Annotated in this window: 18 protein-coding genes; 8 read left to right on the top strand and 10 right to left on the bottom strand. The window is 69.6% G+C overall.

The features are described 5' to 3' along the window. Positions 1-72: 72 nt before the first annotated feature. Positions 73-3,399 carry a hypothetical protein gene (locus FL583_RS16930; RefSeq protein ID WP_142705637.1) on the top strand — a complete coding sequence of 1,109 codons (3,327 nt, stop codon included), beginning with the start codon at positions 73-75 and terminating at the stop codon, positions 3,397-3,399. A 124-nt stretch (positions 3,400-3,523) separates the two neighbouring features. Next, positions 3,524-3,682, top strand: a complete 159-nt coding sequence (locus tag FL583_RS40175) for a hypothetical protein (protein WP_170323691.1) — start codon at positions 3,524-3,526, stop codon at positions 3,680-3,682. A 4-nt stretch (positions 3,683-3,686) separates the two neighbouring features. Here the strand turns inward: FL583_RS40175 and FL583_RS16925 are convergent, their stop codons facing one another. The 4 genes from FL583_RS16925 to FL583_RS16910 form a co-directional block, all read right to left on the bottom strand. Continuing rightward, entirely contained in the window at positions 3,687-4,142 is a 456-nt protein-coding gene (locus tag FL583_RS16925) for an RrF2 family transcriptional regulator (RefSeq protein WP_142705636.1), read from the bottom strand. Positions 4,143-4,233: 91 nt separating this feature from the next. Further along, complete coding sequence (locus FL583_RS16920; protein ID WP_142705635.1) at positions 4,234-5,121, bottom strand: ABC transporter permease; 888 nt, start codon at positions 5,119-5,121, stop codon at positions 4,234-4,236. Beyond that, the gene (locus FL583_RS16915; RefSeq protein WP_142705634.1) at positions 5,111-5,878 is read right to left on the bottom strand and encodes an ABC transporter ATP-binding protein; all 768 of its coding nucleotides are present in this window, start codon (positions 5,876-5,878) and stop codon (positions 5,111-5,113) included. Before FL583_RS16915 ends, FL583_RS16920 begins: the two co-directional genes overlap by 11 nt. Next, complete coding sequence (locus FL583_RS16910; RefSeq protein ID WP_142705633.1) at positions 5,875-6,915, bottom strand: ABC transporter substrate-binding protein; 1,041 nt, start codon at positions 6,913-6,915, stop codon at positions 5,875-5,877. The genes FL583_RS16915 and FL583_RS16910 overlap by 4 nt, the downstream gene beginning before the upstream one ends. A gap of 153 nt (positions 6,916-7,068) precedes the next feature. Here FL583_RS16910 and FL583_RS16905 point away from each other — a divergent pair, with 153 nt between their 5' ends. Continuing rightward, positions 7,069-8,142: a class I SAM-dependent methyltransferase gene (locus tag FL583_RS16905; RefSeq protein ID WP_142705632.1), complete on the top strand. Its 1,074-nt coding sequence runs from the start codon at positions 7,069-7,071 to the stop codon at positions 8,140-8,142. Here the strand turns inward: FL583_RS16905 and FL583_RS16900 are convergent. The 3 genes from FL583_RS16900 to FL583_RS16890 form a co-directional block, all read right to left on the bottom strand. Next, entirely contained in the window at positions 8,139-8,510 is a 372-nt protein-coding gene (locus tag FL583_RS16900; protein WP_142705631.1) for a VOC family protein, read from the bottom strand. The two genes, FL583_RS16905 and FL583_RS16900, sit on opposite strands and share 4 nt — an antisense overlap. Before the next feature lie 68 nt (positions 8,511-8,578). Continuing rightward, complete coding sequence (locus tag FL583_RS16895; RefSeq protein ID WP_142705630.1) at positions 8,579-10,189, bottom strand: alpha/beta hydrolase; 1,611 nt, start codon at positions 10,187-10,189, stop codon at positions 8,579-8,581. Positions 10,190-10,425: 236 nt separating this feature from the next. After that, complete coding sequence (locus tag FL583_RS16890; protein ID WP_142705629.1) at positions 10,426-11,223, bottom strand: GntR family transcriptional regulator; 798 nt, start codon at positions 11,221-11,223, stop codon at positions 10,426-10,428. Between the two features lie 232 nt (positions 11,224-11,455). Here FL583_RS16890 and FL583_RS40170 point away from each other — a divergent pair, with 232 nt between their 5' ends. Further along, entirely contained in the window at positions 11,456-13,003 is a 1,548-nt protein-coding gene (locus FL583_RS40170; protein ID WP_170323690.1) for a chitinase, read from the top strand. Further along, complete coding sequence (locus FL583_RS40165) at positions 13,000-14,073, top strand: carbohydrate kinase family protein (protein ID WP_170323689.1); 1,074 nt, start codon at positions 13,000-13,002, stop codon at positions 14,071-14,073. The genes FL583_RS40170 and FL583_RS40165 overlap by 4 nt, the downstream gene beginning before the upstream one ends. Before the next feature lie 658 nt (positions 14,074-14,731). Here the strand turns inward: FL583_RS40165 and FL583_RS40160 are convergent. The 3 genes from FL583_RS40160 to FL583_RS16870 form a co-directional block, all read right to left on the bottom strand. Next, positions 14,732-14,878, bottom strand: coding sequence for a hypothetical protein (locus tag FL583_RS40160; protein WP_170323688.1), 147 nt, complete (start codon positions 14,876-14,878; stop codon positions 14,732-14,734). Positions 14,879-15,319: 441 nt separating this feature from the next. Further along, complete coding sequence (locus tag FL583_RS16875) at positions 15,320-15,898, bottom strand: GNAT family N-acetyltransferase (RefSeq protein WP_205752208.1); 579 nt, start codon at positions 15,896-15,898, stop codon at positions 15,320-15,322. A 144-nt stretch (positions 15,899-16,042) separates the two neighbouring features. Beyond that, on the bottom strand, positions 16,043-17,392 hold the full coding sequence (locus FL583_RS16870; protein ID WP_170323687.1) for a helix-turn-helix domain-containing protein: 1,350 nt from the start codon (positions 17,390-17,392) through the stop codon (positions 16,043-16,045). Positions 17,393-18,160: 768 nt separating this feature from the next. On the opposite strand from FL583_RS16870, the gene FL583_RS16865 reads away from it, so the two are divergent. The 3 genes from FL583_RS16865 to pdhA all read left to right on the top strand — a co-directional run bounded on the left by FL583_RS16865 (position 18,161) and on the right by pdhA (position 20,573). Then, entirely contained in the window at positions 18,161-18,424 is a 264-nt protein-coding gene (locus FL583_RS16865; protein WP_142705625.1) for a hypothetical protein, read from the top strand. A gap of 101 nt (positions 18,425-18,525) precedes the next feature. Continuing rightward, positions 18,526-19,596 carry an S-methyl-5-thioribose-1-phosphate isomerase gene (mtnA, locus tag FL583_RS16860; protein WP_142705624.1) on the top strand — a complete coding sequence of 357 codons (1,071 nt, stop codon included), beginning with the start codon at positions 18,526-18,528 and terminating at the stop codon, positions 19,594-19,596. Further along, positions 19,593-20,573 carry a pyruvate dehydrogenase (acetyl-transferring) E1 component subunit alpha gene (pdhA, locus tag FL583_RS16855; protein ID WP_240746717.1) on the top strand — a complete coding sequence of 327 codons (981 nt, stop codon included), beginning with the start codon at positions 19,593-19,595 and terminating at the stop codon, positions 20,571-20,573. Before mtnA ends, pdhA begins: the two co-directional genes overlap by 4 nt. Positions 20,574-20,602 lie beyond the last annotated feature (29 nt).

Here is a 20,602-nt window from a genome sequence, read left to right as displayed (position 1 = left end):
CTCACTGCGTCGGCGAGCCACTACTTCTCCCTCAGCCTTCTCCTGAATCGCCGCTGGCGCTACCTTTCTTCTGTGGTCGACACTCCCGCGCAGAATTCCGACACTATTTGGGATAGCGGCGTCTGGGATCCCGGCACCCCACCCGAGCTCGTGCCGACAATGGGCACGCACCCCAACCAACGCGCCTATTACCAGACAATTCTGCTCGATCGTTTCGTCGACCCGCCGCCGGCACCCGCCGGGCCGCGCGAACTCGCGGCGGCCGACCCGCGGTCCGCGCTCGCACACTGGCTGCCGGCGCACGTCGACCCGGCGAGCCCGGCGATCGAAGCCGCCGGGCAGGTCGATCTCACGGACGCGTTGCTGAGCAACGCCGGGTTCGATCGCATCGCGGTCGGCGCCGTGGTGGAGTTCTCGCAGTCCTGGTACACCAACGGCCTGGCCCTGGGCCAGCTGCTGCATAGCCTGGCACTCGCGCCGGGAGAGAGTACGCGGATAGCGCTCGTCGACTGGGAACGCCGCGAGCGGGGTGAGCGCATGGAGAGCACCCGCGAACAGGATCAGCTCACCAACCAACAGACGCACACCCGGGCGCTCAACGAGGTCGTCGACGCGGTGGCCGGCGAGTTCCAATCCGGCATGAGCGCGGCCCAGTCCGGCGGCGAGAGCTGGGGAATCGGCAAGAGCGGCGGGGGTGGCGGCTCGTACGGCGGAGACAGCCAGGGGTACGGCTGGGGCGGCGGCTACTCGATCGGCTACGGCTCGGGGAAGAGCCAGGCGTCGAGTTGGGGCGTCTCCACCGGCTCGCGCAACCTGCGGTCGGAGCTCACGCAGAACATCGCCGACCTGACCCAGCAGGCGTCGACGATGGTCCGTGAGCGCTGGTCGACAGTGGTCCAGGAGGTTTCTCAGGAGGAGCACGAACGGCTCTCGACCCGCGCCGTCACGAACTACAACCACATGCACGCGCTGACCGTGCAGTACTACGAGGTCGTCCAGACCTACCGCGTGGCGATCGAGCTCAACCGAGTGACCCGCTGCCTGTTCGTCCCGATGAAGGTATTCGACTTCCGCCGGCGCGAACTCGTCTACCGCTTCCGCGAGGCGATCGCAGCCGCCGCGCTGACCCCGGCGGTCGGCACGGCGTTACGCACCGACCTCGACGCGGAGATCCTCGCGCTCTCGTCGCCAGCGCTCTCGTGGACGGTCACCGAGTTCGCCGCGGAGTACGGGGTCGGCGCCGTCCGCGCGCGCGACGTCGCGATTCCGGTCGAGGATTGGCACAGGATCGACGTCGGCACCAGCACGCCGGGGCATCCGTTCCGCGGGCTCGTCGTCGAACACCAGAACGGAAGCGTGACATACCAGCCCTTCGCGGCCGACGCCACGCGGCCTCCGGCCCTGGCCGACCAGCAGACGGCCGCCTTGGCTCAGCCGACGACCGCCTCGGACCGGCAGACGGCCGGTGTGGACAAGGCCCCAGCCGTGGCCGAGCACGATCACATCAGCACCAACTTCGACGGCGCGATGTCGTCCGTCCGCCGCGTCCTGCTGCGTCGGGACCCGCAGAAGAGCGCCTATGCCGGCACGGTGGCCGTACAGATCCGGGGCGAGCGAGTGCGGGCCGACCCCGGCGAGGACCACGGACGGTGGGTCACCGCGACGGTCACCGTGCCGGTCACCGCCGGAACGGACGACGTCGCGCTGCTCGATCTCGGCGTCAGCGCCGGCTTCGACACGATCTCCGGGCACTTGGACGAGAACGCCCTGCATTACAGCCAAGCGATCTGGCAGAGCCTCGATGCCCCGTCGATCGCGCTCGCGTTGGCGCGCTTCACGCTGGCCGGCCGGCCGTTGATGGAGGCGATCGACCCCACACCCGTGACGGTGGCCGCCAACTATCTCGTGTTCCGCACCTACGCCACCGACGACGACTGGCAGAAGTTCCTCGACGAGAAGCAACTCCAGACGGGAGTGGTGTCGGAGGCGATCGTGCCGTTGCCGACCGGCGGCGTGTTCGCCGAGGCGGTGCTCGGGCGCGCGAACTCCGCGGAGAAGCTCGACAACAGCCGGTTCTGGAACTGGCAGGACTCGCCGATCCCGATCGTCGCCTCCGAGATCGCCGCGCTCACCGCCGAGTCGCGCGACCAGACACCGGATCTGAAGGCGCAGCCGTTGTCGCCGACGGTACTCAACATCACGAACCCGACGCCGCTCCCGGATCCGACCGGCATGACAGCGGCGCTCAACGCCCTCTCACAAGGCACCATGTTCCGTGACATGAGCGGGCTCTCCGGCACCACCGGGCTCGCGGACGCGGCGCTGCGCGGAGCGTTCGGCGGATCGGAGGCCGCGCAGCGCTGGGCCGCCGAGAACTTCAAGACGGCCGCGTCGCTGGTAGGCAAGCCCAAGAACACCTCGGAGCAGGGCGCCCGCGCGAACCAGGGCAAAGACATGGACCGCCGGCAACAACAGCAGCCGGGCAGCGTCGGGCCCAACGAACAGCAGGCGTACAGCGACCCGCCGTTGGTGCAGGCGGAGCCGGAGGGTTCCGATCCCGGCGAGTGGGATCAATGGCCGGGCGACGACCAAGGCTCGGACCTGAAGCACGGGGACTCGGGAACGACCGCCACCACGCAGTCGCTGAAGCGGACCCGGAACGTGACGGTCACCTTCGAGCTGCGCTGGTTCATCCCGGCGGAGGCGATCACCCTCGCCGGCGCCCCCGTCGCGATCCGTGGCGACGACCGGTACTACGAACAGAGCGGCGGATCGAGCCGCGCGCGCATCGCGTACACCGTGCGGCTCAACCCCGACCAGCTCCGCGTCACGGCGGCCGAGAAACCGGCCGCCCAGTTCGGCGAGACGGAGCTCTACTGGAACGGCGATACGACCCAGGCGCCCGACTCGCCGGCCTGGTGGCGGCAGCTCAAGCCCGGAGCGCTGCCCATCGCGGGCACGCTGACCGCGTCGGACCCGAAAGACATGGTGGCGTCGGCGGGTTACCGCAACGTCAGCGATCGCGTCGAAGTGACCTTCCAGCTCGTGGGCACGCCCTACTTCCCCTGGAAGTCAGCGGACTTCATGCCGAACGTCGGCATCGGCCCGCTCAACCTCCGAGACATCGTCGGGGGATTGATCAACACCCAGATCGCCGACGTCGACGCCGTCGTCCGCGTGACGATCACCAGGGGCGCGGACGGCGCGCTCCAGTACGCGGTCTCGGGCACGCACGACGCCTTCGGCGGGTGGGAACTCTACGTCAACGGGCAGGCCGCCTGGCTCGCCGACGGCAGCACCGACACGGCCCGGTCCACCGACCCCCGCAACCTCTGGCCGACCACCGGTACGAGCAAAACCATCAAGGAGGAACCCCGTCCGCTACCGTCCGCCCGGTAGCTCAGCCGGCCGCGCGGATGCAAGCGGCCGGCCCCTGCTCCTTCCCTGCACCCGATCTGAACCGGACGACGCACTTTTCCGGTCGTTATCTGTGTTGGAGGCAACGGACCCAACGGAGGGCACCATGTACGGAACCGCGACCGACAGCGTCAACGACATCGACCGCTACCTCGAGCTGGCCGCCCGCATCGAGTGGGACGAGCAGGGCTCGGTCGAGCGCCCCCGCCCGGTCGACGCGGCCGCCGCCTTCGCGCTCAGCGCCTCCGAGCCTCTGCGAGGCTGAGAACCTACTTCGACGCCCAGGCTCCCGGCGCCGCCACCATCTCGCTGACGTGAGCCGGGAAGTTCCCCGACAACACATCGGCCAGCGTCACCTCGTCCAGCACGTTGCGGACCGCCGCCCGCACCGCGACCCACACGGTCTGCAGGTTCTGCGCCGCTCCGGTATAGATGGCGGCCTCGGGCCGCTCACCCCGGACGCCGGCCAGCGGGCCGTCGACCACCCGGAGTACCTCACCGATCGCGATCGAGTCGGCCGGACGCGCGAGCCGGTACCCGCCCTCGGCCCCGCGCTGGCTGCGTACCAGCCCACCGCGGCGGAGGTCGGAAAGAATCGCCTCGAGGAACTTGCGGGGAAGGCCCTGCTCGTCAGCGAGCGCCTGGGCCGTGGACGTCGTGGGATCGTTCGCGGCGAGCGCCAGAAGTGCCCTTACCGCGTACTCCGCCCGAGCCGATATCTGCACCTTCCCATCATGCCGCTCATTCGCCCGTCGGTCACACTCAGCCCCGACCGAATGCATCGGAATTGAGGGAAACTTACGGAAAATCTGCTGATCAGGTGCGGTCGGTAGCCAGACCCCAGCGCCGGCGGAGGGAGTTGTTGGCCCAGCCGAACACGGCGTCGGCCAGGATTCCGATCACCAGGATCACGATCATGACCCCGAGCATCTGCCCGTACTCGGACAGCTCGCGGGTGAACGTCAGCAACGCGCCCAGCGACCCGGACTCGCCGATCACGACGATCAGCTCACCGGCCATGAGGCTGCGCCAGGAGAACGCCCAGCCCTGTTTCAGCCCGGCCAGGATCGCCGGTAGTGACGCCGGCCCGATCACGGTCCGATAGAGGCTGAACCCGCTCGCGCCCATGTTCCGCCCGGCCCGGACGAGCAACGGCGGCACGAAGTCGACGCCGGCCAGCACGCCGTTCGCCACCGACGGAGCGGCACCGAGCACGATCACGAAGAAGATCGCCGCCTCGCCGCCCTGGAACAGCACGATCGCCAGCGGGAACCAGGCGATCGACGGCATCGTCTGCAGACCGGTGATCAGCGACCCCACCGCGGCCCGCAGCACCGCGAACCGGGCCACCGCGAACCCGATCACCAGCCCGATCGCCACCGCGACCGCGAACCCGATGATCGCCCGGCGCATGGTGGTGGCCACCGCGCTCCAGAACGAGCCGGTCGTCAGCATGTCCCAGAGCTGCGGGAACACCTCGGTGGGCGGGGGCAGGATCGTGCGCGATCGCCAGCCCGTCTCGACCACGATCTGCCACACCGCGACCGCGAGCACGATCGCCAGAAGCTTCGGCCAGGCACTGCGCCAGATCCGGCGCCCGAGATCCCGCCGCTCCGGCTCGAATTCCAGCGCGTCGAGCCCGGCCAGCTCGGCCATTTCCTGTGCGCTCGAGAAGTCCGGCTTGCCGGGGATCTCAACTGACATGCCGGCGCACCTCTTCCTTCAGGCGATCGGTGACCTCGCCCGCCAAGGCGGCGACCGAAGGGTCATCCAGCCGCCGCGGCCGCGGCTGATCGACGACGAACTCCTGGATCACCCGGCCCGGACGGCTGGCCAGCAGGATGATCCGGTCGCCGAGGCGCACCGCCTCGCGGACGTTGTGCGTGACGAAGAGGACGCTCAGCTTCCGCTCCAGCCACACCCGCTCGAGCTCGTCGTGGAGAGCGTCCCGGGTCATCGCGTCGAGCGCGGCGAACGGCTCGTCCATCAGCAGCACCGGCGCGTCCTGGGCCAAGGTGCGGGCCAGCGCGACCCGCTGACGCATACCGCCGGAGAGCTCGTGGGGCCGCTTGTCGGCGACATCCCGAAGACGAACCGTCGCCAGCAGATCCAATGCCTGTGCACGCCGCTCGGCCCGAGAGACCCCCCGCAGCTTCAACGGCACCTCGACGTTCTGCCCGACCTTCAGCCAGGGGAAGAGCGCCGGTTCCTGGAACATGAACGCGGCCCGGCCGCCCTCGACGTCGATCTCGCCCGCGGTCGGAGCGTCCAGCCCGGCGACGAGGTTGAGCAGCGTGCTCTTCCCGCATCCCGAGGCCCCGACCAGGCAGACGAATTCGCCGGGCTGGACCGACAGGTCGACACCGTCGAGCGCGAGCGTGCCGCCCGGATAGCGCTTGGACACGCCACGAAGGCGGACAGCGCCCGCCTTCGTGGTCGTGCCGGTGGTCACGGCTGTCATGGTTGGGTCACCGAGCTCTCCCCCTTCTCCTTGAGCACCTCGTTGAGAAGCTTCAAGTCGTAGAGGCCCTTCAGGTCGACCTTGTCGAGCAGCCCGACCTCTTCGGCGTGCTCGGCGCCGGTGGTGAGGGAGGACGCGATCGGGTCGTTGAGGAACTCCAGCGTCGGCCAGGCCTTCTTGATCGTGTCGAGCTTGAGCGGCTTGCCGGTGAGCTTGCCGATCTGGTCCGAGACCGCCTGCTGGGCCTTCGCCGGATCGCTCTTGATCGCGTCGTTCGCGGCCACGTGGCCCTCGAGCAGCGCCTTCACGGTCTTCGGGTACTTCTCGAGGAACTCGGTGCGGACGATCAGGTTCGTGATCACGAACCGCTTGTTCGGCCACAGGTCGCGCTCGTCGACCAGCACCTCGCCGCCGGCCGCGACCAGGCGGCTCACCCAGGGCTCGGGCACCCAGGCGCCGTCGAGCTGGCCGGCCGTGAACTTCTCCAGGATCTGCGCGTTCTCCTGAGGCTGGATCTTGACGTCGCCGCCACCCTCCTTGGTCGCGGTCAGCCCCTTCTGCTTGAGCCAGTACCGCAACGCGACGTCCTGGGTATTGCCCAGCTGAGGCGTGCCGATCTTCTTACCCTTGAGGTTCGCTTCCGTAATGCCCTTTTTGACGACGAAAGCCACGCCGCCGGAGGCCGCACCGGCGATGACCCGGATGATCTCGCCCTTGCTCTTGACGAACGCGTTGACCGTCGGGTTAGGACCGACGTAGGTCGCGTCCAGCGCCTCGGCGAAGATCTGCTCGACGGCGGCCGGACCGGCGTTGAACTGCTGAGTCGAGAGCTTCGTGCTGCCCAGGGACTTCGTGAACAGACCCTCGCTCACGCCGACCAGCGCGGGGGCGTGGGTCAGGTTCGGGAAGAAGCCCAGCCGCAGTTCCTTGGCGACGCCTTCGGTGCCGCTGTCTTCGTCGTTACCCCCACAAGCCGCGAGCGCACCCAGCAGGCCGAGCGAGGCAGAGCCTGCGAACAGTTGGCGGCGCGTGATCACGGCGGCTCCCTTTGATGATGAGTTCGGTAAGACCTAGCTGCTCGCTAGAGATTGCAGGCCCGGTCGGTGAACAGTCAAGGTGACCTGGGCGACGTGTGACCGTTCGGCTGACTGCGCCCACACGGCCCCGGAGGCCCGTGGGAAAGTAGTGGCGTGGCCCGGTCGACACCGCTCGTTACATCGCGGCAGTCGTCGGCGCTCCTGGTAGCGCAGTTCCTCGGGAACTATCTGGGTTCTTGGCTCCGAACTGCGACAAAAGGCCGGGTCACCGCGTCCCCCGTCGTCGTCGGCGAACCGGCGGGCTCCCTGGCGTCCGCGTTGGAATCGGCCGCCGCAGGCGCGCCGGACGCGCGCCTGATCCATTTCGACGAGAGCCCGGCCGCCCTCAAACCGCTGGCCGGCACCGACGCCCGGCGGGGAACCGTCGCCGACGCGCTGCCCGAGCTCCTCACCGAGGCCGAGCAGGCCGCGCTCCTCCTCGTCCACGACGTCACCGCGGGCAGCCTGCAGCTCGACGCGCTGACCGAGTTACTCAGCGGACCGCGCGCCGGTCGCTGGCCGAGCACGGACGTCATCGCGTTCGTCCGGGCGGACGCGATCAAACGGATCGCGGTCAACCTGGTCGGCGGGCGCCGGTCGGAGGCCGCGCTCGAGAAGCTCGACCGCGCGGTCGGCGCGGACTGGCGCACCGAGTTCCACTCGGGCGGCGCCGGCGCGGTGGTCCGCGGCTACCTCCGCCGTCTGGAGGCGGCCCTGCCGGGCCGCGCCTGGCCGGCCGCGGTCCGGGTGAACCCGAACGACGAACCGGTGTTCTGGCTGATCCTGATCACTCGGCAACCCCACGGCGCCTGGGCTTTCGCGGACGCTGTCGCGAGGGCGCGCCGGGGCTGGCGCCGCACGTTACGACAGTCCGGGACGCCCGACGAGGGCGACCAACTGCCGGTCGAAGGGATGCAGAGCGCGCAGCACCTGGCCGTGGGGGCCGAGCGGCACGAGGAGCGGGCGGTCGTCGAGAGCCTCAAGCAGAACCTGCTGGCCACCCGGCGCCGGGTGGGCGAGTTCCGGATCTCCGACCGTCCCCGCGAGGTTCTCGACGGGCTGTTCGGCACCGCCGACACGGCCCAGATCAGGGCCGCGGTGAGAGAGCTGCACGCGGCCGGCAAGACGCTCTCGACCGGCGTCGGCGGCGACATCCGCGATCACGTGTTGAGGCTGCCCCGCCGCTAATCGTGGTTCTCGCCGACGACGTAGACGTAGCCGTCCGGGTCGGTGACCGTGAGGTAGGTGGCCCAGGACTCGACGACCGGCTCGGTCACCTCGACGCCCCGGCCCTTCAGGTCGTGAAACGTCGCCTGAGCGTCCTCGGTCGTGAGCGTGCAGGGCGCGGCGGCGCTCGGCGGGAAGACGTAGCCGCCGGTGGGCGTGATCAGCGCGACCCGGGTGCGAGCCCGGGGCGGTGCGACGTCGATCCAGCGCGTGCCGTCGGACATCAAGGCGTCCGTCCGGAGGTCCCAGCCGAGCGTGTCGACGTAGAACTCGAGCGATCGCTGCTGGTCGCGAACGTAGAGGATCACGCAGTTGACATGAGAGATCATGGCCGGACCTCCTGGGCACGGACGACTGCATTGTCGCCCGTGCCCAGAATGCCCGGTAAAGCGAGCTTTTACTCTACGGGTCGAGTTGCCACGAATTCGTGGATCGTCCCGCGGCCGGCCTTGATGGCGGCCTTCGCCGTCGATCCGGCGGCGGCGGTCGGGGCCAGCGGCTCCGGGTCCGGCACCTTCGCGCAGGTCGCGTCGACGAGCCCCGGCTTGTCGGGGCGCGCCCCGGTGGCCAGGTAGTCGCTCAGGTACTTGTCGAGGCAGGCGTTACCGCCGAGCGTGATGCCGTGGTTGCCACCACCGACCTCGACGACCAGCCGCGAGTTCTTGATCTTCTGCCGGGTGACCACGGCGCCCGGGTACGGCGTCGCCGCGTCGAGCGTCGCCTGGAAGATCAGCACGGACTGGACCTTCGAGTTCGTGACGTCGATCGGCTGCAGGCTCTTCGTCGGCCAGTACACGCACGGGGCGTTGAACCACGCGTTGTTCCAGGCCATGAACGGCGCCTTCTTGTACACGCGCCAGGTGTCCTCCACCCACGTCGACCAGTCACGCGGCCAGTGGGCGTCCCGGCACTGCACGGCGTTGTAGATCGTGTTGCCGTTCTCGCCGCTCTCGTCGATCGCGCCGAACGCCTCGTACAGGTCGACCAGCGCCTGCTCGTCCTTCTGGTTCACGTACGCGGCGAGGCCGTCGGCCAGGTAGGGCCAGTAGCCGTTGTAGTAGCCGCCGGGGATGTACGTGTCCTCGAACTCCGAGGGACCGACCTCTCCACCGGCCGGCTTGGCCTTGAGCGCGGCCCGGGCCGCGTACCACTTGTCGAGCACGACCTTCTGCGTCGTACCCAGGTGGTACGTGCTGTCGTACTTGGCCACCCAGGCCGCGAACGCCTTGTGGCGGGCGTCGAACGCGTAGTCCTGGTCGATGTTGTCCTCGTACCAGACCCCGGTCGGGTCGACGACGCTGTCCAGCACCATCCGGCGGACGTTCTTCGGGAACAACTTCGCGTACACGGAACCCAGGTAGGTGCCGTACGAGTAGCCGAAGTAGTTGATCGTCTTGACGCCGAGCGCCTGCCGGATCACGTCCATGTCTTTGACGGCGCTGATCGTGTCGATGTACTTCAGGATGCTGCCGTACTTGGTGGCGCAGGCCTGGGCGAAGCTCTTCACCCGCTTGAGGTTCGCCTCCATGTCGGCCTTCGTCTTCGGCACCGAGTCCGGCCGGACCGGGTCGAAGATGCCCTGCGCGCAGTTCAGCGACGGGTCACTGTCGCCGACCCCGCGCGGGTCGAAACCGATGACGTCGTACTGGGACGCGACCGCAGCCGGCAGGTTGCTGGCGACGAACCCGGCCAGCGTGAGGCCGGATCCACCCGGGCCACCCGGGTTGACCAGGAGCGCGCCCTGCGAGGTCGCCGCGGTGTGGGGGATGCGGGACACCGCGAGCGTGATCTTCTTACCGCCCGGGTTGCCGTAGTCGAGCGGGGCCGAGACCTTGCCGCACTGCAGCGTCGGATAGTTCTCGGTGCCGCATGCGGTCCAGGTGATCGGCGCGGGGGCCGCCGCGGCCCGTGGCGCTTGTGGCGCCGCTGCGGCCGGTGACACCAGCGCCGGCGAGATCAACCCGGCTAAGGCGACCCCGGCGGCGGCCAGTGCTGCGCGTCTTCCCATTTATGCCTCCGTCGTCAGCGAGGGGTAACTGCTGAGAACTGCACCGATCCTGGCGGACGCATGGTTGTCTCACAGCCATAAGGTGATAAACGCCCGGATGACCGATTGGCCGGGCGATTTATACCGTTACGGAATAGCCGTTTAGGGCCAACGCCCGAGGTGGTTGCGGCACAGTATGCCGCCGCGGGCATTCGGTGGGTGACCCAAGTGCACATTGGGGACGCCGCTGGGCTGGGCTACTCGTCGTCTTCTTCGTCGGGGCCGAAGACGTCCCAGTCGTAGTGCAGGCGCCAGAGGTGGGCGGGCATGACGTGCAGCGCGACCTCGACGGCCCGGTCGGTGGCGTCCCAGGCGACGTGCTTGATGTGGATGACCGCCTGGCCGTCCTCGAGATCGAGCGCGCGCGCCTCCTCGTCGGACGCGATCCGGACCGTGATGTCCTCCGCGAACCGGACCGGCCCGTGCCCGTGATCGGCGAGGTCGGAGTAGATGGCGCCGCTGCCGACGTCGGAATCGAGCAGTTCGGTGTCGTCGGCGACGTCCCAGGGGAGGTAGGTGTCGGCGAGGCGCGTCGGTTCCTCGTCGGCATAGAGCCGACGGCGGCGGACGACGACCGGATCGCCCTGGTCGATGCCGAAGGCAGCGGCGACGTCCGGCGGCGCGCCGACCTCGCCGACCTCGGTGCACTCGGCGCGGGGGGTCAGGCCCAGCGCGCGGCCCTCGAGCTCGCTGGCGTGGGTGCCGCCGGGGACGACCGCGTAGCGGTAGCGCGCGTCGCGGGTGATGCGCGGGGTGGAGCGGACGTAGGTGCCGGCGCCGCGCCGGACGCGGACGAGGCCCTCGATGCGCAGCAGGCTGATCGCTTTGTTGATCGTGACGCGGGAGACGCCGAGCTCGGCGGCGAGCTCGGGCTCGGAGGGGAGCGGGTCGTCTTTTTCGTAGTGGCCGGTCTCGATGCGGGCGCGGAGGAGGTCGGCGATCTGGCGGTATTGGGACTTGGGGAGCGAGAGGGGTGAGGGTAGGGGTTCAGCCATTCACACCCTCCCGAAGTCGCCGTTTCCTCTACTAAACAGGCATTCGGGGCGATTAGCAAGATGTCGTACGTCTTCGGGACGCAGGACGCCTGGCGGTCGTACGGTATTAAGGTTGCAGACGCAAACTTCGTGGAGACCGTTAACCGTGCGACCTGCTGGGCCCGGACGAGGACCGGAGTCTGACGACCCGGGTCTGCCGCCCCGTCGCCGCACGTCGACGGGGGCAGCCCGAGTGCCCGGCCGGCCGGTGTCGGGAGCGGCTCCGGTCTATGGAGCGGCCCGCGCCTCCGGCACGGCCCCGGTCTCCGGAGCGGCTCCCGTCTACGGATCCCGCCCGGTCTCCGGGGCGGCTCCCGTCTACGACGCGCCCGTCTCCGGCGCCCGGCCGGTGTCGGGAGCGGCCCCCGTCTCCGGAGCCGCAACCGTCTACGGAACCCGCCCGACGTCGGGCGCAGCGCCGGTCTCCGGGTCGGCACCGGTCCGCGGGGCACCCATCTCCGGAGCGGCACCGGTTTACCGGGCGCCGGTCTCCGGGGCGGCACCGGTCTACGGGGCGCCGGTCTCCGGGGCCGGGGGCCTCCCGCCCCAGGTGGCGTGGAACGCCGACGGCCCACCCCGCACCCGAGACACCGCACCCCGCCACTCCGGGCCCCCACCCGACTTCGCCACCAAACGAGCCGGCCGCCACCGCCGCTCCAGCACCCCGCTCCGCCTCACCGCGGTACTGGCCGCCCTCATAGTCCTGGCCACCGGCGCGACCATCGCCTACCAGACGCTCACCCCGAGCCCGAAGCCGGAAATCCGGCCGGCCGCCGCCCCGAAACCCACCCCCACCAAACCCCCGGTCATCCCCCAGACCGGCTTCGCCCCCTACGTCGACATGGGCTACTACCCCCTCTTCGACCTGGCGAAATCCGTCCAAGAGACCGGCATCAAGCAGTACATCCTCGGCTTCATCATCGCCGGCGACGGCTGCACCCCGACCTGGAGCGGCGACACCCCGATCGACGACCCCGACACCCTCTACCGGGTCAGGAAGTTCCGCGAAGCCGGCGGCGAGATCCGCATCTCGTTCGGCGGCGCGGCCGGCACCGAACTGGCCTCCGCCTGCGACTCGGTGACCGCCCTCGCCCACGCCTACCAGGTAGCGATCGACACCCTGGGAGCGACGATGGTCGACTTCGACATCGAGGGCGCCGAACTCTCCGACCGCGACGCCGACATCCTCCGCGGCCAGGCCATCGCCCTCCTCGAGAAGAACGCCAAGGCCGCGGGCAAGAAACTGAACGTCTCGCTGACGCTCCCGATCAACCCGAGCGGCTTCACCGCCAGCCCGGGCTGGATGCTGACCGCCGCCGCCGACGCCCACGCGACGATCCACGTGGTCAACATCATGGCGATGGACTACGGACGCTGGGCCGCCCCCGACCCCGAGGGCAACATGGGCAACTACGCGATCCGGGCCATGACGAACGCCAAACTCAAGATCCAGAGCGTGTTCGGCCTGACCAGCGAGGAAGCCTGGAAACGCATCGCGGTCACGCCGCTGATCGGCGTCAACTCCCCCACCACCGAGGTGTTCAGCATCGCCGACGCGGTCAAAGTCGCCGCGTTCGCCAAGGAGAAGCACATCGCGTTCGTCTCGATGTGGGCGATCACCCGCGACCAGCCCTGCCCGCCGGGTGTGGAGGCCGACGCCGACACCGACGCCTGCGCGGGCAACGCGTCCGCCCCGTACGTCTTCACCAAGGCGTTCCTCGGCCCGTCGGCCGGCGATTGAGCGACGTCGACATCGTCGGCGTCGGCGCGCTGAACCTGGACTACCGGGTCAGCGGTCCGACGACCGCGACCCTCTCGGCGCTCCTCGGCCGGCCGATCGACTGGGGGACCGAGACTCCGGTCGACGCGGCCACGATCGAGACCGTCCTTCGCCGTTTCCCGGCTCGCCCTACCCCCGGTGGCTCGGCCTACAACGCGGTCGCCGCCGTCCCGCCCCACCTCCGCGTCGGTTACGTCGGCGTGGCCGGCCGCACGCCGTCCGGCACCCCCGTCGAGTGGTTCCCCGCCGTCGATCACCCCCACGTGCTCCATACGGACGCCGCCCTCAGCGGCGTTTGTGTCGCCTACACCGAGTCCGGGGAGCGGACGTTGCTCACGCACGCCGGTGCGAACGTCTTGATGGCCGGTCATCTGGAGCGCTCGTTCGAGCCGATCGTCGCGTACCTGTCGGCGGCGAGGTTCGTGCACGTCACGTCGTTCCTGGACCCGGGGCCGCCCCCGGTGCTCGTCGAGGTGCTCCGCGCCGTGCGCGCGGCCGGCCCCACGATCTCCGTCGACCCGGGTCACACCTGGGCGACCCACCCGACCCGCTCGATCGACGAAATCCTCGCCACCGCCGACTACGTCCTGGTCAACGAGTCCGAGTTCCGGGCGCTGGCCGGATCCACCTCGCCGGCCGAGCCCGAGCACCGGGCCGCACCCGAGCACTGGGCCGCACCCGAGCACCTGGCCGCACCCGAGCAACCGGCCGCACCCGAGCCGGATGGCGTCCTTGCGGCTAGGGTCCGAGTCCGCGCCCCAGCGGCGACGATCGTGCTCAAGCGTCCGGACGGCATCCGCACCTTCGGCCGGCACGGCACCGGCCATGTCCCCCAGACCCCGCTCCCGCCCGAAACCATCCAAGACGCCACCGGCGCCGGAGACGCCTTCGCCGCCGGCTTCCTCACCGCACTAGCCACCGGAAACCCCCTCCACGAGGCCGCCGCGCGCGGTCTCGAGATGGCGCGCCGAAAGCTACAGTCCGCCACCCGCGGCGCGAGGTGGACGGCCGAGGGTCGCTCGTTGACCTGATCCACCCGATCACCTGGCGCGAAGGCTCCCGAAGTGTCCTGGCCGGTCGAATACTGGCTGGCCGGCCCGCCGACCGACACCCACCGGACTCGGCCTCGACCCAAATCATCGGCAGGTCATGAACGCGGTCGTAGGGAAGCTACGGACCAGTGCGCCGAGGCGCGAGATCCCCCGACAGATACCGATCTGGAAGACCGCCCACGAGCGGCCGCGCCGGACGAGATCCTGGCGATCCGCGAGATCGAATGGATTTTCCACATCGACCGGGCTGTCCCACGGCGGTCTGAGCAAGATCCCTCTGCCCGTCGGCGACGAGATTTGCGTGGCCCGTCGAGGACCCGGCTGACCGCGGAAACGACCCGACCACCGCGTCGCGGTGCACCGCAGAGCCCCACGGCCACTATCCGGGCCGATCCCGCGGCGGGCTGAGCACCAAGGTTCATCTGGCGGCTTCAACTAGGCGGCCGGGGGCCCCGGTAATCCGCCTCGCTACTGACCGCCGGGGCCACCCGGTGACGCCCGCAGCCAAGCAGACGGCAGCCTCCCGCCCTCCACACCCAGCGGCACACGGGTCGAGTGCGGGATCAAGCGCCGCAAGCACCATCGAGCCGTCGCCACCCACTGACCAGCTTCGAACCGACCTTGCCAACGACGCCGGTCAGCGCGGGAACCAGTCGGTGTCGAGATCCGCGTAGTGATAGTCGATCGACCCCGGATCCAGCGTCACCACGTCCCCAGGCAACGTCCCGGTCGTGTCCGGAATCATCGCGCCCGAATCGAACCCCGACTCCGACGGAGAAGACACCGGCGCCGGCGCCTCCGAAGAGCGCCCTAGCCCCGCCGCACCCCCGAGAACCACGGCCACGACCAACACGGCCCCGACCGCCAGCAAAGCACCCGACACCCACCAAGCCGCCCGCACCGAGCACCCCCCGCCCCATTTAGGCGGAAATGTAACACCTACTCAGCGCACCTTCGCCGACTCGACTCCCGACCCGGACCGCTCCGACGGACGGGGGCGGCTGCAGCGCAACGTGTGCGCACGATGCCGCTCCCGCCGGCCGGACGGGGACACCGCCATCACGTGCTCGGTGGGCCCGGAACGCGCAGCACTCTCCCCCGACTCGTCGGCCTGCGGCGTCGGCGTCCGGGAGCAGAAGGAGCGCGGGGTCAGCACGCTCTGCCCAACGACGGCCTTCGCGTGCGGTGACGGGTTCTGGGAATTGCGTCCGGAATTGTGGGAGTTTCAGCTGGCCGCGGCTTCCGGCAACGGCAGATCGATCACCAACGCCTCGTAGACTGGCGCGTCCGGGAACGGCTGCAGGTGGCCGAGCGTCCGCCAGCCCCACGAGAGGTAGGCGTTGCGCGCCGGATCGTTGTCCGGATCGACCAGCAGCGTCGCCCGGAGCTCCGGACGCCCGCCGAGCAGAGTGTCGTGCAGCGAGCGAGCGATCCCCCGACGCCGCCAGCTCTCCTGCACCATGATCTCGTTCAGCGCGAACGTCCGCGTGCCGTCCTCGACCAGAGCGTCGGCCGGAACGTCGTCACGAAGACCGTCCCACCATCGGGTGGTGCGGCCCAGCGGGCCGCCATAGGCGTAGCCGACGAGCGCGCCACCGATCGAACCCGTCACCAACCGGAAGCCGGACCGATTCGAATGACCGGCGAACCGATCAGCGAACCGCTCCACCGAATAGAACGGGTCGGAGAGGTGATCGGCGTAGATCTCGGCGTACAGGGCGAACAATTCGTCCTGAATGGCGCGCGCGCCTGCGGTGTCGTAGGCGCGGGTGATGAGCTGGTGCGGCGCAGTAGGGGTCATCATTGGCCTTCCTGCAGACCGGACGGTTACCCCCGTCCGGACATGCGGACTTCAAGGGGTGTATGCCACCGATCGTGGGACGCGACTCGCACTGCGTGACAACCCGGGTGAGAGAACGAATTCGGCCGCCGTTTCCGGCGGCCGAATTCACGCGACTACCGTCGAATCGAATCTCGCCATGAAGCTACGGGCGGCGGTCGACGTACTCACCTGGGCCAGCTGACGGCGGAAAGCTCTCAACTCGTTGAGGGTGCGGGTGGAGGTCACTTCGTTCACGACCATGCCCAGCGCCTCCTCACCGATCTCGATCGCGCGCGTCACGTCCCTGCGAGCGAGGGTAGCGAAGGCCAGCCGCACGGTATAGAGCGATTTGTTCCGCACCATGCCCTCGCGCTGTTTGCCCCGGGCCAGCTCGAGGAACGACGCGGCCTTGTTCGCGCGGCCGGTGTCGAGTTCGCACATGCCCTCGTTGCCGGCCAGCTCGACCTCGTCGAAGAACGCGATCCAGACCGGCTTCTCCTCATCGGCGCTGCGGCGCTCGAACGAGTCCCGGGCCCGCACCATCGCCCGGCGCGCGGCCGGACCGTCGTTGAGTTTCGCCCAGGCGCGGGCCTCGCGCATCGCGAGCAGCGAGTCCATCGTCGGCGTCGAGATCTTCTCGGCGACCCGCTGCGCGGCCTGGGCCATGTGCAGGCCCTCGCGCGGCCGGTCGAGCGCGACCGCCTGCATGCTCATGTTCGCGAGCGCGTGGACCTCGAGGTTCGGATCGTTCGCCATCCGCGCCGCGGCCAGCGCCTCGGTGTAGCAGTAGCGCGCCTGGTCTTGCCGGCCCGCGTCGAACGCGAGCCAACCGGCGCAGATGCCGAGCTCGCCGGTGGCTACCTGGAGGCGACGACCGACCTGCTCGCTGTACTGCCCGCGGTTGAGCAGCTTGTTCGCGCGCCGGAGCTGCGCGGCCGCCTGATCACAGAGAGTGTCGCCGCCGTATCGGTAGTCGAGGTTGTACAGATGCTTCGGGGCATCTTCCAACTGCGCGGCGTGCGCCTCGCCGACGCGGCCGAAATCGTCGCTCGCAAGGGCTTCTTCTTCCTCGTCGCCGGCGAGCGAGAACCCCACCAGCGCGGCCGCACCGGTCAGTCCTTTCAGCACACTTCTACGTCGCATGTTGTCTCCTACTTCATGCCCTGCATGAGTAGGGACGGTAGTTGCCAATTCGGGCGCCGTTGATCCGTCGAGGTATGGAGCGCCGATGGGGTCTACCAGGTGGGGAGGTATACGCAGGCCCTGGACGAAACGCAGCACGGTGTCGAGCCGGATTTCGCAGAGACCCCGTTCGATACGCGAGATGTGCGCCTGCGAGAAACCGACGAGTTCCGCGACCATGTGCTGACGACGAATCGGAGTGCGCGCGCGATAGAGCTGCGACACCTTTCCGAGATCGTGGTCGGCGAGGGCCTGGCGCATCTCCGGCTCGGCCCAGAAATCGAGGGGCAGCACCGGAGCCAGCAGCTCGACGGTGTGGGCGCTTCGCGAGCACGGATCACACAGCGTGTTGGTGTTGTCTCGGCGAAGTCGCCCCCCACAATGGGCGCACACCCGGGGAGCGTGGGAGTGCTCAGACGACTCACGGGCCATCGACGTGCTCCTGCCCTGCGCAGTGGACACTGGTCATACACCCGGATGAGGCTGATGATAGCTGCGCCCAAAGTGTGCGCAAGGCCACAATGGTAGGGCTAGCACCCCAATACTTCGGCGTGTGAGTGCAGGTAGGAGCGTTGTGTGGCGTCGTGCGCCGGGTCTGACTCCGCTTGTCGGCTGGTCTTCCCTGGCCCTTGGGCTTACGAGAATTCCACCACTGGTACCAACCGGGTTGGTGTGAGCAATGTGAATGGTGCGGGCGATGGCAATCACCCCACCAGAGTTGACGTATCCCCGACCGCTCATCTCATACGTCCGGGTATCAACATCAGTCAGTGACGAGTTGTGTACTCCTCGTCGACAGCCCAGTCTCGGATCGCAACGAACGAGCGGAGGGGTGAGCCTGATGGCGAAGGCGGGCGCGGAAGGGCGCGGTCGGTACTCGAGATCGCTCCGGAACCGGGGGTTCCTCTCGTGCGGACGGAACACCGCGGCGCCCGAAGAGCCGCTCACCGGGGCCCGGCCGGCGGACGACTCGTCGCGTTGGTCGCCTGGACGCTCGCATCCACGCTCCGCTCTGCAACTCCGGTGCGCCCGGTGAGTCGAGGCAACCCCACGAACGTCTGGGTGACGCTTCGCGACATCCGCGAGCGCATCCGGACGGCGGACGACGTCGCCTTGCTCGCGCATGCCCCTCTCGATCTCTACGACCTGCTCCGGGCCGTGGAGGCCGTGCTGGCGCTGCACGACGGCGTCCAGATACCCGCCGAACCCGGCGGTCGTTTCTACTGCACCGGCTGCCCGGAGACCCCGAGCGGCCGCGTGCTGTGGCCGTGCGCGACGCGGACGGTACTCGAACGAGCACTGACGGGAAGCGAAGAACGGGTCTGACGACCCCCACGAACGTCGCCTTGATCGTCCACACGCGCCCCCGGACGGTCCTGGCGACTGGCGGAACCGGTCGGTCGGCGTGGACATGGCAGGCTCGGTGCGTGAGCAGCACCGAACCGCCGAGGTCCACGCCGCCGACCGGCAACGTCCAGCTACCACTTGGTCAGCGCACGGTCGACTGGTCCACGCATGCCGGCCGGCCCGCCGTCGAACTCATCGATCAGACCGCGCTGCCGGACGTCGAACGTCTCCTGAGGCTGACGACCGTCGACGAGGTCGTCGACGCGATCCAACGGCTGGCCGTCCGCGGTGCGCCGGCCATCGGCGTCGCCGGCGGTCTCGGCGTCGCACTGGCCGCGGTCACGATCTCCGATCCTGCGGCCCGCGACGCGGCCGTGGCCGCGCTCCGCGACGCCCGACCGACCGCGGTCAACCTGGCCCGGGCCGTCGACCGCGTGGCCGCCGTCCTGCCCGACGGCCCGCAACGGACGCTCGCCGAGGCCCTCGCGATCCGGGACGAGGAGATCGCCAGCAGCGACTCGATGGCCGCCTACGGCGTCGACCTGATCGGCGAGCTGTGTGGCGCCGAACCCCGGCTGCTGACCCACTGCAACACCGGCGGCCTGGCCACGGTCACCGGAGGCACCGCGCTGGGCGTGGTGTTCGCGCTGCACCGCGCCGGGCGGCTCGGCGGGGTCGTGGCCAGCGAGACGCGTCCGCTGCTGCAGGGCGCGCGGCTCACGACCTGGGAGCTCGGCCGGGCTCAGATCCCCTTCCGGGTCGCGGTCGACGGGGCCGGGCCGTTCCTGATCGCCCGCGGCGAGGTCGACGCGGTGATCATCGGCGCCGACCGGATCTGCGCGAACGGTGACGTCGTCAACAAGATCGGCAGCTACGCCCACGCACTCGGCGCCGCCCGGGCCGGCGTCCCCTTCGTGGTGGTGGCGCCGGAGTCCACCGTGGACCGGCAGACGCCGGACGGCGGCGCGGTGGAGATCGAGGACCGCGGGAGCGCCGAACTCGCGCCGAACCTCCCGGCGGCCAACCCGGCGTTCGATGTGACTCCGTTCGACCTGGTCACCGCTGTGGTCACCGATCGGAGGGTGGTACGGTTCGCCGCCGGCCAGACCTGGGACGACATACCTCTCGGACCCCTACGGAGCCTGTCGTGACGACCGTTCAACTGCTCACTCCCGACGGCCAGCGCCGGGACGACGATCGCTTTCCCCTCGGCATCACCCCCGACGAGCTGCGGGGCATGTACCGCGAGATGGTCGCGACCCGGCGCGTCGACGCCGAGGCCACCGCGTTGCAGCGCCAGGGCCAGCTGGGCCTCTGGGCGCCGAGCCTGGGCCAGGAGGCGGCCCAGGTCGCGTCCGCCCGCGCGTTCGCCCCGAACGACATGCTGTTCCCCTCGTATCGCGAGCACGGCGTCGCGCTGGCGCGGGGCGTCCAGCCGGCCGAGCTGCTGGCGACGTTCCGCGGCACCTCCCACGGCGGTTGGAACCCGTTCGAGCGCAAGCTGAACACGTACACGATCGTGCTGGCCGCCCAGCTCCTGCACGCCGTCGGCTACGCGATGGGCGTCCAGCGCGACGGCGTCGAGGAGGTCGTCGGCGTGTACTTCGGTGACGGCTCGACCAGCCAGGGCGACGCGATGGAGGCGCTGAACTGGGCCGGGGTGATGGACGCGCCGGTGGTGTTCTGCCTGCAGAACAACCAGTACGCGATCTCGGTGCCGGTCGAGCGCCAGTCTCCGGCGCCGTTGTACCGGCGGGCCGAGGGCTTCGGCTTTCCCGGCGTCCGGGTCGACGGCAACGACGTGCTCGCGGTGCTCGCGGTGACTCGGTGGGCGGTCGAGCGGGCCCGCGCCGGCGAGGGTCCGACGCTGGTGGAGTCGTTCACGTATCGGATGGGCCCGCACACCACGTCGGACGACCCGCGTCGCTACCGCGACGAGGATGAACTCGAGCACTGGCGCGCGCTGGACCCGATACTGCGGCTACGCCGCTACCTGGATCGGGAGCAGCTCGCCGACGAGGGGTTCTACGTCCAGGCTGAGGCGGACGCGGCGGAGCTCGCCGCCGCGGTGCGGGGAGCGTGCCTGGAACTGGAACCAGCCGGCCCGTTCCCGGTCTTCGCCAGCTGAGAGCCTCTGAAGCCCTTTCTGATCGCTAG

This window comes from Cryptosporangium phraense, from assembly GCF_006912135.1.
GTDB lineage: Bacteria > Actinomycetota > Actinomycetes > Mycobacteriales > Cryptosporangiaceae > Cryptosporangium > Cryptosporangium phraense.
This window is presented reverse-complemented; position numbering and strand designations above follow the sequence as displayed.

Bases quoted from the DNA above. Each gene is read 5' to 3' on its own strand.
- FL583_RS40175 (WP_170323691.1), top strand. From the start codon at position 3,524: ATGTACGGAACCGCGACCGACAGCGTCAACGACATCGACCGCTACCTC.
- FL583_RS16920 (WP_142705635.1), bottom strand. From the start codon at position 5,121: ATGTCAGTTGAGATCCCCGGCAAGCCGGACTTCTCGAGCGCACAGGAA.
- FL583_RS16915 (WP_142705634.1), bottom strand. From the start codon at position 5,878: ATGACAGCCGTGACCACCGGCACGACCACGAAGGCGGGCGCTGTCCGC.
- FL583_RS16900 (WP_142705631.1), bottom strand. From the start codon at position 8,510: ATGATCTCTCATGTCAACTGCGTGATCCTCTACGTTCGCGACCAGCAG.
- FL583_RS16895 (WP_142705630.1), bottom strand. From the start codon at position 10,189: ATGGGAAGACGCGCAGCACTGGCCGCCGCCGGGGTCGCCTTAGCCGGG.
- FL583_RS16890 (WP_142705629.1), bottom strand. From the start codon at position 11,223: ATGGCTGAACCCCTACCCTCACCCCTCTCGCTCCCCAAGTCCCAATAC.
- FL583_RS16875 (WP_205752208.1), bottom strand. From the start codon at position 15,898: ATGATGACCCCTACTGCGCCGCACCAGCTCATCACCCGCGCCTACGAC.